Source organism: Nocardioides sp. Root122, assembly GCF_001425025.1.
In the GTDB taxonomy this organism is placed as follows: Bacteria; Actinomycetota; Actinomycetes; order Propionibacteriales; family Nocardioidaceae; genus Nocardioides.
Genome location: NZ_LMDE01000010.1, coordinates 582,516 through 597,395, shown reverse-complemented (window position 1 = coordinate 597,395; position 14,880 = coordinate 582,516). Strand labels below are relative to the sequence as shown.

Annotated in this window: 11 protein-coding genes; 1 reads left to right on the top strand and 10 read right to left on the bottom strand. The window is 70.6% G+C overall.

The genetic code is table 11. The annotated features are described in order from the left end of the window. Positions 1 to 2: 2 nt before the first annotated feature. The 6 genes from ASC64_RS11905 to metH all read right to left on the bottom strand — a co-directional run bounded on the left by ASC64_RS11905 (position 3) and on the right by metH (position 10,425). Positions 3 to 1,010, bottom strand: a complete 1,008-nt coding sequence (locus ASC64_RS11905) for an ABC transporter permease (protein WP_082550404.1) — start codon at positions 1,008 to 1,010, stop codon at positions 3 to 5. A gap of 6 nt (positions 1,011 to 1,016) precedes the next feature. Further along, positions 1,017 to 2,027, bottom strand: coding sequence for an ABC transporter permease (locus ASC64_RS11900; protein WP_056907724.1), 1,011 nt, complete (start codon positions 2,025 to 2,027; stop codon positions 1,017 to 1,019). An 89-nt stretch (positions 2,028 to 2,116) separates the two neighbouring features. Continuing rightward, the gene (locus ASC64_RS11895) at positions 2,117 to 3,784 is read right to left on the bottom strand and encodes an ABC transporter substrate-binding protein (protein ID WP_056907723.1); all 1,668 of its coding nucleotides are present in this window, start codon (positions 3,782 to 3,784) and stop codon (positions 2,117 to 2,119) included. Between the two features lie 127 nt (positions 3,785 to 3,911). Further along, entirely contained in the window at positions 3,912 to 4,595 is a 684-nt protein-coding gene (locus ASC64_RS11890; RefSeq protein ID WP_056907722.1) for an HAD family hydrolase, read from the bottom strand. Between the two features lie 60 nt (positions 4,596 to 4,655). Further along, positions 4,656 to 6,578, bottom strand: coding sequence for a PAS domain S-box protein (locus tag ASC64_RS11885; protein ID WP_056907721.1), 1,923 nt, complete (start codon positions 6,576 to 6,578; stop codon positions 4,656 to 4,658). A 133-nt stretch (positions 6,579 to 6,711) separates the two neighbouring features. Then, positions 6,712 to 10,425, bottom strand: coding sequence for a methionine synthase (gene metH / locus ASC64_RS11880; protein ID WP_156385177.1), 3,714 nt, complete (start codon positions 10,423 to 10,425; stop codon positions 6,712 to 6,714). 203 nt (positions 10,426 to 10,628) lie between these two features. Between metH and ASC64_RS11875 the strand changes: the two genes are divergently transcribed. Further along, entirely contained in the window at positions 10,629 to 11,474 is an 846-nt protein-coding gene (locus ASC64_RS11875; RefSeq protein WP_056907720.1) for a PAC2 family protein, read from the top strand. Between the two features lie 21 nt (positions 11,475 to 11,495). Here ASC64_RS11875 and mshC read toward each other — a convergent pair whose 3' ends face one another. The 4 genes from mshC to ASC64_RS11855 are packed head-to-tail and all read right to left on the bottom strand — an operon-like array spanning position 11,496 to position 14,850. Then, the gene (gene mshC / locus ASC64_RS11870; protein ID WP_056907719.1) at positions 11,496 to 12,734 is read right to left on the bottom strand and encodes a cysteine--1-D-myo-inosityl 2-amino-2-deoxy-alpha-D-glucopyranoside ligase; all 1,239 of its coding nucleotides are present in this window, start codon (positions 12,732 to 12,734) and stop codon (positions 11,496 to 11,498) included. A 32-nt stretch (positions 12,735 to 12,766) separates the two neighbouring features. After that, positions 12,767 to 13,546 carry an SCO1664 family protein gene (locus tag ASC64_RS11865; RefSeq protein WP_056907718.1) on the bottom strand — a complete coding sequence of 260 codons (780 nt, stop codon included), beginning with the start codon at positions 13,544 to 13,546 and terminating at the stop codon, positions 12,767 to 12,769. After that, complete coding sequence (locus ASC64_RS11860; RefSeq protein WP_056907913.1) at positions 13,536 to 14,120, bottom strand: DUF3090 domain-containing protein; 585 nt, start codon at positions 14,118 to 14,120, stop codon at positions 13,536 to 13,538. The genes ASC64_RS11865 and ASC64_RS11860 overlap by 11 nt, the downstream gene beginning before the upstream one ends. A 10-nt stretch (positions 14,121 to 14,130) precedes the next feature. Beyond that, positions 14,131 to 14,850, bottom strand: a complete 720-nt coding sequence (locus ASC64_RS11855; protein ID WP_056907717.1) for a histidine phosphatase family protein — start codon at positions 14,848 to 14,850, stop codon at positions 14,131 to 14,133. Positions 14,851 to 14,880: the final 30 nt, after the last annotated feature.

Below are 14,880 nucleotides of genomic sequence, written 5' to 3'. Positions count from 1 at the left end.
GGTCACCTCCTCGTCTTCGGGTCGAGGGCCTCGCGCAGCGACTCACCCATCAGTGTGAAGCCCAGCGCGACCACGATGATGCACCCGGCCGGGTAGAAGGCGAGGTGCGGCGCCTCGGTGATGTAGGGCTGGGCCAGGCCGAGCATCTGTCCCCATTCGGGTTGTCTCTGGTCGGGGTTGCCCAGTCCGAGGAAGGACAGGGCGGCAGCCTCGATGATGGCCACGGCCAGCGACAGGGTCGCCTGCACGATCACCGGCCCCATGGCGTTGGGCAGCATGTGCCGGAACACGATCGCGCGTGGTCGTACGCCGAGGGAGCGCGCTGCGAGCACGTGGTCGCTCGAGCGCTGGGCCAGCATCGACCCGCGCAGGAGACGGGCGAAGATCGGCACCTGGATGATCGCGATGGCCACCACGACGGTCCACTGGCTGGGGTTGCGCGCCAGCGAGGCGATGGTGAAGGCCAGCAGGAGCGACGGGAGCGAGAGCATCACGTCGACGATCCGCATGACCAGCGAGTCGACCCAGCCGCCGACGGCGCCCGCGAGGGTCCCGAGGGTGACCCCGCCGATGAGGCCGAACAGCGTCGCGAAGACACCGACGATCAGCGTCTGGCGGCTGCCGACGATCAGGCGCGAGAACAGGTCGCGGCCGCGGTCGTCACCGCCGAGCAGGTGGCCGGCCTCGGGGCCGGGCACCGGGTTGCTCTGCGGTCGGACCTTGTCGAGCAGCGGGCGGGCCGTGACGTCCCACGGTGCGATCCACGGTGCGATCACGGCGAGGACGACGAACGCGACGGTGATCGCGAGGCCGATGAGGAAGATCGGGTTGCGGCGCAGGCGCTGCCAGGCGCTCCGGATCAGGGAGACGCCCGGCTGGTCGTCGACGGTGCCGGCCGTGGCCAGGTCGTCGATGCGCTGCTTGCGCAGCCCGCCGTAGGTCGTCCGGCGCGGGGTCTGCGACGAGGACTCGTGCTGGTCGTCGTGCCGGTCGGTGGTCGGGTCGCTCATGTCAGCTCACCTCGTCCGGATCCGGGGATCGATGATCGCGTAGGCGATGTCGACCATCAGGTTGACCAGGACGTAGATCGCGGCCGCGGCCATGATCAGCACCTGGAGCACGGGGTAGTCCTTCTCGCGGAAGGCGGTGGCGAGCGCCTCACCGACACCGCGGTAGGAGAAGACGGTCTCGGTCAGCACCGCTCCGGAGAGCAGCCCGCCGACCTGGAGGCCGATGGTCGTCACCACCGGCAGCATCGCGTTGCGCAGGACGTGGCGGCCGCGGATCACCTTGGCGGTGAGCCCCTTCGCCTCCGCGGTGCGGACGTAGTCCTCGTCGAGCACGTCGAGCACCGAGGCCCGGGTGATGCGGAAGATCACCGCGAAGGGGATCGTCGAGAGTGCGAGCGCCGGCAGGATCAGGTGCTTGAGAGCGTCCCAGGAGGCATCCCACTCGCGCGTCAGGATGCCGTCGAGGACGAACATGCCCGTCACCCGGGTCGCGTCCATGCCGGTGGACTGGCGCCCGGAGACCGGCAGCAGGTTCCACTCGACCGCGAAGAAGTACTTGAGCAGGAAGGCGGTGAAGAAGACCGGCACCGCGACGCCGACGAGCGAGAAGATGACCGCTCCGGCGTCGGCCGGTGACCCGCGCCGACGTGCGGCGAAGTAGCCCAGCGGGATGCCGAGCGCGACGGCCAGCACCATGGCCAGGAACGAGAGCTCGATCGTCGCCGGCAGCCGCTGCAGGAAGATGTCGAGCGCGTCCTCACCCGGGAGCACCTTGGTGGAGACGCCGAAGTCGCCCTGCACGGCACGCTGCAGGAACTTGCCGTACTGCACCGGCAGCGGCTGGTCGAGGCCGAGCGCCGCCTCCAGCGCGGCGCGGCGCTCGGGGGTCTGGCGCTCCCCCAGCATGGCCGACACCGGCCCGCCCGGCAGCGAGCGCAGCCAGGCGAAGACGAGCATGGACAGCACGAGGACCACCAGCAGCATCTGCAGCAGTCGTCGTACGACGAAGCGGATCACACGAGCTCCTCACACGCCTGTGTGGTCCGGGGGCCGCCGGGCCGGCGGCCCCCGGACGTCACGTACATCGAACGGTCAGCGGGTGGGGGTCACTCCCCGCCCACCGAGACCGTGTCGAACTCCTCGGCGGTCAGCGGGCTCGGGATCACGCCCTCCACGCCGGGACCGACCACGAGGGCCGGCGGCGAGTGGCTGATCGGCAGGCCCGGGAGGTACTCCTCCATGATCTGCTGGTTGATCTTCTCGAACGCAGCACCCCGCTCGGCGTCGTCGACGATGGCGTCGGCGGTCTTGAGGTCGTCGGCCAGCTGCTTGCCCCACGGCATGACCTCGGTGCCGAAGTCGTTCTCCTTGAGGTTGCCGAAGAACGTCCCGATGAAGTTGAACGGCGAGTCGTAGTCACCGGTCCAGCCCAGGATGTAGGCGTCGTACTTGCCCGCGGTGACGTTGTCGAGGTAGCCACCGTTCCAGGACGCGGTCTTGACGTTGACCTTGATGCCGACGGCCTCGAGGTCGGTGCGCAGCGCCTCGTAGATCTTCTCCGGGTCCGGCATGTACGGCCGGCTGACCTCGGTCGGGTAGGCGAAGTTCAGGGTCATCCCCTCGGCGCCGGCCTCGGCGAGGAGCTTCTTCGCCTCGTCGGGGTCGTACGAGTAGGGCTGCAGGTTGGTGTTGTAGCCGCTGACCGTGTCGGGCATGAACTGCGTCGCGACCGCGGCACCCTCGGGCAGCTGGGTCTGGACGAGCTGCTCGCGGTTGAGCGCGTGGTAGAGCGCCTGACGGACCTTGAGGTCCTTCAGCTGCGGGTTCGCCTCGGGGTTCAGGCCGAGGTAGAGGATGTTGAACGGGTCGCGGACCTCGACGCTGTTGCCGTCGTCCTCGAGCCCGGCCCAGTCGACCGGGTTGGGCAGGTCGTAGCCGTTGATGCTGCCGGCCTCGAGCTCCTGGCGGCGCGTGCTCTCGTCGGGGATGACGCGGAACACGATCTCGCTGGACTTGGCCTTCTCGCCCCAGTAGTCGTCGTTGCGCTCCAGCGAGATCTCGCCGTTGGCCTCGTCGTACTCACCGAACGTGAACGGGCCGGTGCCGACCGGGTTGTTGGCGTAGTCCGGGAAGCTGAAGCCCTCGCCCTCGGCGGCGATGCCGTTGGCGTCCCCCTCCTCGAGCGCCTTGGGCGACTGCATGGAGAGTGCCTCGAGGGAGAGCATGGTCGGGAAGCCGGACGTCGGGCCGGAGATGCTGATCTTGGCCTCGTAGTCGCCGGTGGCCTCGCAGCCCTGGTAGAGCGAGTTCGCGGCGTCGTTGGAGAACGCGCCCATGACGTAGCCCCAGTACTCGCCGGCGGTCTGGCCGGCCTCGTTCTGGTCGAACATCCGCTCGAAGTTGTAGCAGACGGCCTCGGCGTTGAACGGCTCACCGTCGTGGAACGTCACGTCGTCGCGGAGCTTGAAGGTCCACTCGGTGCCGTCGTCGTTGGGGGTCCACTCGGTGGCCAGCTCGGGCACGACCTCGGCCGTGCCGGGCTTGATGCCCACGAGGCCCTCGAACATCTGGCGGGTGACCCGGAAGGTCTCGCCGTCGGTGGCGTAGAACGGGTCGAACATCTCGGGGGCACCGGCGGCACCGAACACGAAGGTCCCGTCGTCGCCACCGCCTCCCCCGTTGTCGTCATTGCGCTCACTGTCGGCGCAGCTGGCCAGGGTGGCGGCCGTGAGCACGGCCATCGTCCAGGTCGCCACGGTGCGTTTCGGAGACATCCGAGGTCCTTCCGTCCGGAATGCGTTCGTCCGAGCACCCTAGACCGGACGATGTGGGCTGGGCCACAACGCCGTGGTCACGGTCGTGTCACACCTTGGCAGCCCGCGGGTGTGCCGCCGCAGGGGCTCAGCGGCGGGTGAGCTCGGCCAGGCGCGCCGCGTCGACGCCGACGAGCGTGTCGACGAACACCCGTCCCTCGCCCTCGAGGATCGGCACGTGGTGGGGCACGCAGAGCACCGTGCAGCCGGCGGCCACGCCGGACTTCGCTCCGGTGTTGGAGTCCTCGATGGCGACGCAATCCTCGGGGCGCAGGCCGAGCTCGGCGGCCGCGGTGAGGTAGGGCTCGGGGTGCGGCTTGCCGAACTCGACGCGGTCGCCCGTCACCACCGTCACGAAGGTGCGCTCGGGCAGCTGGGCGAGGATCGGCGCGACGAAGCGCTGCCAGGACATGGTGACCAGCGCACAGGGGATCCCGTGGGCCTCGAGGTCGACGAGCAGCTCGCGGGCGCCGGGACGCCACGGCACCGCCGCCTCGACGCGTGCCACCACTCCGTCGAGCAGCTCCTCGACGATCTGCTGAGGGGTCAGGTCGATGCCCATGTGCTCCCGGATGTAGGCACCGGAGTCGAGCAGCGCCTTGCCGACGAGGTTCAGCGCGTGCTCCTCCGACCACGTCCCGCCGTACTTCTGCGCCAGCTCGAACTCCGTGGCGATCCAGTAGGGCTCGGTGTCGACGAGGGTGCCGTCCATGTCCCACAGGACCGCGGCCGGGTGGCCGGGCGTCGCGCTCGTCGGGATGGTGCTCGGCATGCCTACGGACTCCACGTGACCAGTCATCTCGGTCGCCACCCTAGACGGGCCGCACCGTGGTCAGGGATTCGCGGAGTCGCGGGGCAGGCTGACCACGAACGTGGTCGGGTTCACGCCGTTCGGCGGCTCGTAGGCGACGTCACCACCGTGGCCCCGGACGATCTCGCGCACGAGGTAGAGGCCGAGGCCCGATCCGCCTGCGGCGCCGCTGGTGGCGTGCCGGTCGAACAGCCGGGGCACCAGGTCGTCGGGCACCCCCTGGCCGGCATCGGTGATGCGGAGCTCGACCGCGTCGTCGGCCACCCGGGCCGCCACCGCGATCGGCGCCTCCCCGTGGCGTACGGCGTTGTCGAGCAGGTTGTCCAGGGCCTGGGCCAGACGGACCTCGTCCCCCTGGACGACGGCGTGCTCGGGCACGTCGACCTCGACCTGGACGCCCGGTCCCGCGCTCGCACGGCGGGCGGCGGCGCTGCGGACCAGCTCGGACAGCGACACGCTGCCCGTCTCGTATCGGATGCCCGTGCCCTGGAGCTGCGATGCCGCGGTCAGGTCGGCCGTCAACCGGCGCAGGCGCTCGGTGCTGGTGCGGATCCCGCGCCAGAACTGGTCGCGCTCGTGGGACGACATGTCCTCGTGGGACGTCTCGAGCAGGTGCGCGCTGCCGTCGATCACCGCCGTCGGGTTGCGCAGCTCGTGGGCAGTGACGGCAAGGAGGCGGGCCTGCTCTGCGGCTGCCTCCTGCCGGTCCGCGGCGTGCTGGCGCTGCTCGGTCTGGTCGCGGGTGATCTTGGTGAACCCGACGTGCTTGCCCCGGTCGTCGTGCACGGCACTGATGACGATGTTCGCCCAGAAACGGGTTCCGTCCTGGCGCACCCGCCAGCCGTCCTCGGCGATCGACCCGTCCCGCAGCGCCACTTCGAGATTGTGCTCCGGGTGGCCGGTCAGCTGCTCCTCCTCGGGGTAGAAGACCCGGAAGTGCCGACCCACGATCTCCGCTGCCTCGTAGCCCTTGATCCTCTTGGCCCCGGCGTTCCAGCTCACCACGATGCCTGAGGGGTCGAGCATGAAGATCGCGTAGTCCTCGACTGCGGCGACGATGAGGCGGAAGTTCTCCTCGCTGCGGTGCAGCTCCTCCTCGGCTGCGCGCTGCGCGCTGATGTCCTGCACCTGCGCGAAGACGTAGAGCAGCTCCCCGACGCCGTCGCGGATGGGGACCAGCGTCACGAGCGCCGTACGCCTCGAGGTGACGCCGGGCGGGGCCGGGATGGGGTGCTCGAAGGTCGCCACCTTCCCCTGGGAGGAGCGCAGCACCTCGAGCCGGTGGTCGAGGACCTCCCCGCGCCCTCCGGTCAGGCGGCCGTAGTCGACCCCGACGAGGTCACTCGCCGAGCACGACATCAGCTCTGCCAGCGCATCGTTGGCCCGCACGATGGTGGCGTTCACGGTCAGCGTGGCCATGCCGATGGCTGCCCGGTCGAAGAGGGCACGGAAGCCCTCGACGTGCTCGTCCAGGATCGACTGCTCGATCTCGGCCACGTCGACGTCGTCGAGAGGGACGCCGGCGACCAGCGCCTCGTCGGGCGGCGGCTCCACTGGTGCCGGCCTGGGCCTGCGCAGGCTTTGGATCAGGCGGTCCGGGAGCTCGTCCAGCGGGATCGACTTCTCGATGAAGTCGAGCGCACCGAGCTCGCCGAGCTCGGTGGTGAGGTCGCTGCCACTGAAGCCGCTGAACATGACGACCGCGGTGTCCGGCTGGACGGCGAGGATCGCCGGCAGCGTCTCCACGCCGTCCATCGCGGGCATCGAGACGTCGAGCAGCACCACGTCGGGCCGGTGCCGCAGGACCAGGCCGATGGCCTCCTCGCCGTCAGCGGCCTCGCCGAGGACCTCGAAGAGCCCCGACGACTCCAGCCGCATCCGCACGAGGGTGCGTACGTCGACGGAGTCGTCGACCAGCACCACCGAGACCTTGCCGGTCCCCATCGCCTTCCTCCTCCAGCTCGCTCGGGACATCATCGCCCCGACGGCCGTCGGCTGCCGGGTAGGTCGTCCTGTGTCGCCGGTTCCCACCTGACGCCTTCTGATGCATGGCGCCCCGCGCGGAGGGGTGGGCTCGCTAGTCCTCCGGGTCGTAGCCGAGGTTCGGGGAGAGCCACCGCTCGGCCTCGGCGAGGGTCCAGCCCTTGCGCTCGGCGTAGTCGGCGACCTGGTCGCGGTTGAGCCGGCCCACCACGAAGTACTGCGCCTGCGGGTGGGAGTAGTAGAAGCCGCTGACGGACGCTCCGGGCCACATCGCCATCGAGTCGGTGAGCTGGATGCCGGTGTGCTCCTCGACGTCGAGGAGCTCCCACAGCGTCCGCTTCTCGGTGTGCTCGGGGCAGGCGGGGTAGCCGGGCGCCGGGCGGATGCCGTCGTACTGCTCCTTGATCAGCCCCACGTTGTCGAGCTGCTCGTCGGGGGCGTAGCCCCACAGCTCCTTGCGGACCCGCTCGTGCAGCCGCTCGGCGAACGCCTCGGCGAGACGGTCGGCCAGCGACTCCAGGAGGATCGCGTTGTAGTCGTCGAGCTCCTCGCGGAAGGCCCGCACCCGCTCGCCCACCCCGTCGCCCGCGGTCACCGCGAAGGCCCCCACGTGGTCGCGCAGGCCGGTCTCCTTGGGGGCGACGTAGTCGGCGAGCGACCGGTTGGGCACGCCGCCGCGGTGCTCGCCCTGCTGCCGCAGGTGGTGGAGCCTGGCGTGGACCGTGGTGCGGTCGCCGTCGAGGTAGAGCTCGACGTCGTCGCCGACCGAGTTGGCCGGGAAGAAGCCGACCACGCCGTGGGCGCGGATCCACTTCTCCTCGACGATGCGGTCGAGCATCTCCTGCGCGTCGTCGTAGAGCTTGCGCGCGGCCGGACCGGAGCTGGGGTTGTTGAGGATGTCGGGGAAGGCACCCTTCATCTCCCAGGCGTTGAAGAACGGCTGCCAGTCGATGTAGCGACGCAGCACCTCGAGGTCGTGGTCACGGAACGTCCGGACGTGCTGGGTCACCTGCGTGCCGGTGATCGGCGACACCGCGTGGTCCTGCTGCAGCAGCAGGTGGGGCCGGGGCGGGTGGTAGTCGCTCCAGTCGATCGGGGTCGCGTTGGCGCGGGCCGCCTCCAGCGGCACCATCGGCCGGTCGTGCTTGGCCGCGTGCCGCGTGCGCAGGGAGTCGAAGTCGGCCTTGACGTCAGCGAGCAGCTGCTCGCGCTGCGTCGGGTGCAGGAGCGCGGCGGCCGTCGGGACCGAGCGTGAGGCGTCCTTGACCCACACGACCGGGCCGTCGTACTTCTGGTCGATCTTGACCGCGGTGTGCGCGCGCGAGGTGGTGGCGCCGCCGATGAGCAGCGGGATCTCGAGCCCGAGGCGCTGCATCTCGGAGGCGAAGTTGACCATCTCGTCGAGCGAGGGCGTGATCAGCCCGGACAGTCCGATGATGTCGGCGCTGTGCTCCTGCGCCGCGTCGAGGATCTTCTGCGCAGGCACCATCACCCCGAGGTCGATGACCTCGTAGTTGTTGCACTGGAGCACGACGCCGACGATGTTCTTCCCGATGTCGTGGACGTCGCCCTTGACGGTCGCCATCACGATCGTGCCGTTGGTGTCCTTCTGCTTGGCCAGCTCGGGGTCCTTGGCCTTCTCCTCCTCGATGAACGGGATCAGGTAGGCGACCGCCTTCTTCATCACGCGGGCGCTCTTGACCACCTGGGGCAGGAACATCTTGCCGTCGCCGAAGAGGTCGCCGACGACGTTCATGCCGTCCATCAGCGGACCCTCGATCACCTCGATGGGCCGGCCGCCCGCCTCCGCGATCTCGGCGCGCAGGGCTTCGGTGTCGGCCTCGACGTGGGCGTCGATGCCCTTCACCAGGGCGTGCGTGATGCGCTCGCGCAGCGGCAGCGCGCGCCACTCGTCCTCGGACTCCTCGACGGCGCCGGCAGCGATGTTGAAGCGCTCGGCCACCTCGAGCAGCCGCTCCGCGGCGTCGGGCCGCCGGTTGAGCACGACGTCCTCGATGCGCTCGCGCAGCTCGGGGTCGACCTCGTCGTAGACGACGAGCGCCCCGGCGTTGACGATGCCCATGTCGAGGCCCGCGCGGATCGCGTGGTAGAGGAAGACCGCGTGGATGGCCTCGCGGACCGGGTTGTTGCCGCGGAACGAGAACGACACGTTGGAGATGCCGCCGCTGACCTTGGCACCGGGCAGGTTCTGCTTGATCCAGCGGGTGGCCTCGATGAAGTCCTGGCCGTAGCCGGCGTGCTCCTCGATGCCGGTCGCGACGGCGAAGACATTGGGGTCGAAGATGATGTCCTCGGGCGGGAAGCCGACCTCGTCGACCAGGATCCGGTAGGCACGCTCGCAGATCAGCTTGCGCCGCTCGAGGTTGTCGGCCTGCCCGTCCTCGTCGAAGGCCATCACGACCACGGCGGCGCCGTACTTGCGGCACAGCCGGGCATGGTCGCGGAAGGCGTCCTCCCCCTCCTTCATGGAGATGGAGTTGACGATCGCCTTGCCCTGGACGCACTTCAGCCCGGCCTCGATCACCTCCCACTTCGAGGAGTCGACCATCACGGGCACGCGGCTGATGTCGGGCTCGGCGGCGATCAGCTTGAGGAAGCGGTCCATCGCGGCGACGCCGTCGATCATGCCCTCGTCCATGTTGACGTCGATGACCTGCGCACCCGACTCGACCTGCTGCGCGGCGACGGTCAGCGCCGTGTCGTAGTCGCCGTCCTTGATGAGCTTGCGGAAGCGGGCGGAGCCGGTGATGTTGGTGCGCTCGCCGACGTTGACGAAGAGGCTGTCCTCGGTGATCGTCAGCGGCTCGAGGCCGGAGAGCCGCATGACCGGAGCGACCTCGACGGGCGTACGCCGCTCCTTGCCCTCCACCGCGGACGAGATCGCGGCGATGTGCTCGGGCGTGGTGCCGCAGCAGCCGCCGACGAGGTTGAGGAAGCCGGCCTCGGCGAACTCGGACAGGACGGCGGCGGTCTGCTCGGGGGTCTCGTCGTACTCGCCGAAGGCGTTGGGGAGGCCGGCGTTCGGGTAGACGCTCACGAAGGAGTCGGCGAGGCGGGAGAGCTCGGCGACGTAGGGGCGCATGTCGCGGGCGCCCAGCGCGCAGTTGAGGCCGACGGCGAGCGGCCGGGCGTGCCGGATCGAGTCCCAGAAGGCCTCGGTGACCTGGCCGGAGAGCGTACGACCCGAGGCGTCGGTGATCGTGCCGGAGATGATGACCGGCCAGCGGCGGTCCTGCTCCTCGAACAGCGTCTCGACCGCGAAGATCGCCGCCTTGGCGTTGAGGGTGTCGAAGATCGTCTCGATCATGAGCAGGTCGGCGCCACCGTCGACCAGGCCGCGGGCGGCGACGAGGTAGGCCTCGGCGAGCTGGTCGAAGGACACGTTGCGCGCGCCGGGGTCGTTGACGTCGGGCGAGATCGACGCCGTGCGCGTGGTCGGGCCGAGGGCGCCGGCGACCCAGCGCGGCCGGTCGTCGGTCGCGACGGCGTCGGCGGCCGCACGGGCGAGGCGTGCGGACTCGAGGTTGAGCTCGTAGGCGAGGTCCTCGAGGCCGTAGTCGGACAGCGAGATGGCGTTGGCGTTGAAGGTGTTGGTCTCGATGATGTCCGCGCCCGCGGTGAGGTAGTCCTCGTGGATGGCGCGGATCAGCTGCGGCTGGGTCAGCGTGAGGAGGTCGTTGTTGCCGATCAGGTCGCTGGGGTGGTCGGCGAAGCGCTCACCGCGGTAGCCGGCCTCGTCGGGCCGGTCACGCTGGATGGCGGTGCCCATCGCGCCGTCGAGCACCATGATCCGCTCGCGGAGGATCGCCGTCAGGGAGTCGGTGGCGTCGGGGCGGTGCTGCGGCTTCACGGGTGTGGCCTCTCTCGATGGCTCTCTCAGCGGGCAGACAGCCAGACTAGGAACCTCGTCCGACTGGCGGACACTCTTCCCACATCGTGGCACCGCGCGACACGACCCATGAAATCACGACGGCTGGTTAGGCTGGGCCGGTGATCGAGTTCGACGACGTGCAGGGCCTCGTCTCCCCCGTGGTGATCGCGGCCTTCGAGGGGTGGAATGACGCGGCCGACGCGGCCTCCGGACTGGTCGACCACCTGCTGGAGCAGTGGAAGGCCGAGGTCATCGGCGCCGTGGACCCGGAGGAGTTCTACGACTTCCAGGTCAACCGCCCCGTGATCAGCACCGACGTCAACGGCCACCGCCGCCTCACCTGGCCCACCACCCGCATCGCGGTCGCCCGCCCGGCCGAGCTCGACCGCGACATCATCCTGGTCCGTGGGATCGAGCCGAACATGAAGTGGCGGCAGTTCTGCGCCGAGCTGCTCGCCGCCTGCGACGACCTGGGCGCCGAGCTCGTCGTGACCCTCGGCGCGCTGCTGGCCGACACCCCGCACACCCGGCCGATCCCCGTCAGCGGCACGGCCAGCGAGCCCGAGCTGCTCGACCGGCTCGACCTCGAGCAGTCGAGCTACGAGGGTCCGACCGGCATCGTCGGGGTCTTCAACGACGCGTGCAACCAGCTCGACATCCCGTCCGTGTCCTACTGGGCGGCGGTCCCCCACTACGTCGCGCAGCCCCCCTGCCCGAAGGCCACGCTCGCGCTGCTGGGCCAGCTCGAGGAGCTCCTGCAGGCGCCCATGCCGCTCGGCGAGCTGCTCGAGGACGCCCGCGCGTGGGAGCGCGGCGTCGACGAGCTCGCCGCCGAGGACGAGGACGTCGCCGACTACGTTCGGGCGCTCGAGGAGACCCGCGACACCACGGACCTCCCCGAGGCCTCCGGCGAGGCCATCGCGCGCGAGTTCGAGCGCTACCTCAAGCGCCGCGACACCGACTGACCGGCCCGCCCGGGGCGTACGTCAGAGGGAGAGGCCGAGGGCAGCGTCGAGCAGGCGGTGGATGGTCGTGGCCGCCTCGTGGTCGGTCGTGTCGGCCAGACCGGTGGTGCCGAGCGTGGCGTCCACCCACTCCTGGACCGCCGCGACGGCGGTGGGCGCGTCGAGGTCGTCGGCCAGTGCCGCCAGCACCCGCTCGACGACGGGAGCTGCGTCGGCGCCGTGGCCCAGGGCCAGAGCCCGCCGCCAGCCGGCGAGCGTGTCGACGGCGTCCCAGAGCTGGTCGTCGGTCCACTCCCAGTCGCTGCGGTAGTGGTGGCGCAGCAGCACCAGCCGGATCGCCATCGGGTCGACGTCGCTCATCCGCAGCGCCGAGACGAAGACCAGGTTGCCCTTGGACTTCGACATCTTCTCGCCGTCGTAGGCGACCATCCCGGCGTGGGCGTAGGCCCGGGCGAAGCGCTCCCCCGGGTGTGCCACCTGGCCGTGCCCGGCCGACATCTCGTGGTGCGGGAAGACCAGGTCGCTGCCGCCGGCCTGGACGTCGAAGGTCGTACCGAGGTGGTCCAGCGCGATCGCGGTGCACTCGACGTGCCAGCCGGGCCGACCGGGACCGAACGGGCTGTCCCACGCGGGCTCGCCGGGCCGCTCCGCGCGCCACAGCAGGCAGTCGAGCGGGTCCTTCTTGCCCTCGCGGTCGGGGTCACCGCCGCGCTCGGGGAAGATCTGCAGCATCGTGTCGCGGTCGAGTCCGGACACCTCGCCGAACGCCTCGTCGGCGGTGACGGAGAAGTAGAGGTCGTCCTCGACCTTGTAGACCGCGCCGGCCTCGTCGAGGCGCTGGATCAGCTCGATGACCTGCGGGATCGACTCGACAGCGCCGATGTAGTGGGCCGGCGGCAGGACGCGGAGCGCCTCCATGTCGTCGCGGAACAGCTGGGTCTCCCGCTCGGCGAGCTCGACCCAGTCCACCTTGACCTTGGCGGCCCGCTCGAGCAGCGGGTCGTCGACGTCGGTGACGTTCTGGACGTAGGTCACCTCGTGCCCGGCGTTGCGCCAGGCGCGGTTGAGCAGGTCGAAGGCGACGTAGGTCGCGGCGTGGCCCATGTGGGTCGCGTCGTAGGGGGTGATGCCACAGACGTACATCCGCGCGGGTCCCTCGGGACGGGTCTCGACCAGCTCGCCGCTCGCGGTGTCGTGCACCCGCACGGCGGGGCCCGTCACCGGGAGTCGGGGAACGTCGGGGGTCGACCAGGCACGCATGCGGCGCAGCCTATCGGCCGGTCCCACGCGCGTCAGAAGGGCGGCCAGGGGATGACGGGGTACTGCGAGGAGGCCGGCGCCGGGAAGGTGCCGTCCGCGAGCAGCCGCCGCAGGCGTCGGGCGGTGACCGTGACCTCGTCGTCGGCCAGCAACCCGCTCAGGGTGGCGCCGAGCTCGGCGTCGAGGGCCGACTCCAGCCGCCGCAGGCCCTCGGTCTCCTCGTCGGAGAGGGGCTCGCCCACGAAGCCCCAGAGGACCGTGCGCAGCTTGTGCTCCACGTGGAAGGTCAGCCCGTGGTCGACGCCGTGACGGTGCCCGTCGGCCATCGGCAGGACGTGGCCGCCCTTGCGGTCGGCGTTGTTGACGACCACGTCGAAGAGCGCCATCCGCCGCAGCTGGGGCGAGTCCTCGTGGACCAGCGAGACCGGCTGGTCGTGCGCGTCGAGACCGTCGAAGACGTGACGGAAGCCCTCCGGGACCTCACCCTCCCCCACGATGTCCACCGGCGCCTGGTCCTCGACCTCGTCGCGCCACAGCTGCACCATGCCCGGTCCGTGGGGACCCTCGCGCAGCACCGTGGTGGGGACGATGTCCCAGCCCAGCGCCTCGGAGACGGCGTACGCGCCGACCTCGCGCGCCGCGAGCGTGCCGTCGGGGAAGTCCCACAGCGGGCGCTCGCCGGCGATCGGCTTGTAGACCACCCGGACGCCGTCGACCTCGCCGACGAACGTCGCGTTGGAGGCAGGGAGCACGCGTCCGTGCAGGGTCAGCTCGCCCGTCGGGAAGCCGGCCGGGACCTCGTCAGGGGTCACGGCGTCGGAAGCCGTTGGCCCGCACGCACAGGTGGCCGGCCGGGTCGATCGGCTCGCCGCAGAACGGGCAGTCGGGGCGGCCGGCGCCGATCACCGTGCGGGCACGCTCGACGAACGAGCGGGCGGCCGCGGCGGTGATCCGGACGAGGAAGATCTCCTCCGGCTCGGGCTCGAGCAGGTCCTCGAGGTCCTCCTGGAGCTGCTCCGGCGAGACCACGGCCGCCTCGGTGAAGGGGAACACCTCGATCACGACCCGCTCGTCGGAGGTGTCCCACGACAGCGTCATGGTGCCCGCGCGGAACTCCTCCTCGATGGGCTGCTCGAGGGGCTGGTTGTCGATGAGGTCGCGCGGCGCGATCGCGGGGATCAGCACGTCGTCGCCCGCCGCGTTCATCAGCTCGTCGAGGAGCTCGTCGATGCGCTCGGCGAGCGCAGAGACCTGCTGCTTCTCGAGAGAGACGCTGATCAGGCGCGCGCCCTCACGCGCCTGGAGGAAGAAGGTGCGCTGGCCGGGCTCGCCAACGGTGCCGGCGACGAAGCGCTCGGGAGGGTCGAAGCGGTGCACGACGGGCATGTCACTCACCCTAGGACCTCCCCGTCTGGGTGCCGGGCCCCGCTCCCCCGCCCACCTCGGCGTCACCCCGTCGGCGGGTGCGGGCCTTGGCCGGCGGCGTCAGCCAGGAGAGGTCGCCGCCGTGGGTGTTGGTGCCGAGGACGAACGGGCGGGTGTCGCCGTAGCGGATGATCGACACCGACCCGGGGTCGACGTGGATGCGCTGGAAGAGGTCGAGGTGGGTGCCGAGCGCGTCGGCGAGGATCGACTTGATCAGGTCGCCGTGGCTGACGGCGAGCCACACCGCGTCGTCACCGTGCTCGGCTCCGACGCGGCTGTCGTGGCGCCGGATCGCGGCCACCGCGCGGTCCTGCATGGCGCGCATCGACTCGCCGTTGGGGAACGTCACTGCCGAGGGCTGCGCCTGCACGGTCTTCCAGAGCTTCTCCTTGGCCAGCTCCTTGATCGGCCGGCCCTGCCAGTCGCCGTAGTCGCACTCGGAGAGCTGCTTGTCGGTGCTCGCGCGCAGGGGCGCCGGCTGCCGCGAGGTGATCTCCTTCGCGGTCTCCCGGCACCGCTCCAGCGGGCTGGTGACGGCCGAGGCGAGGCGTACGCCCGCTAGCCGGTCGCCGACCGCGCCGGCCTGCGTCACCCCGGTCTCGTCGAGGTGGACGCCTGGGGTCCGCCCGGCCAGCACGCCGGCGGTGTTGGCCGACGACCGGCCGTGTCGGACGAGGATGACGGTAGGCACGGGAGCGACCTTAGTGGGACTAGCCTCAGC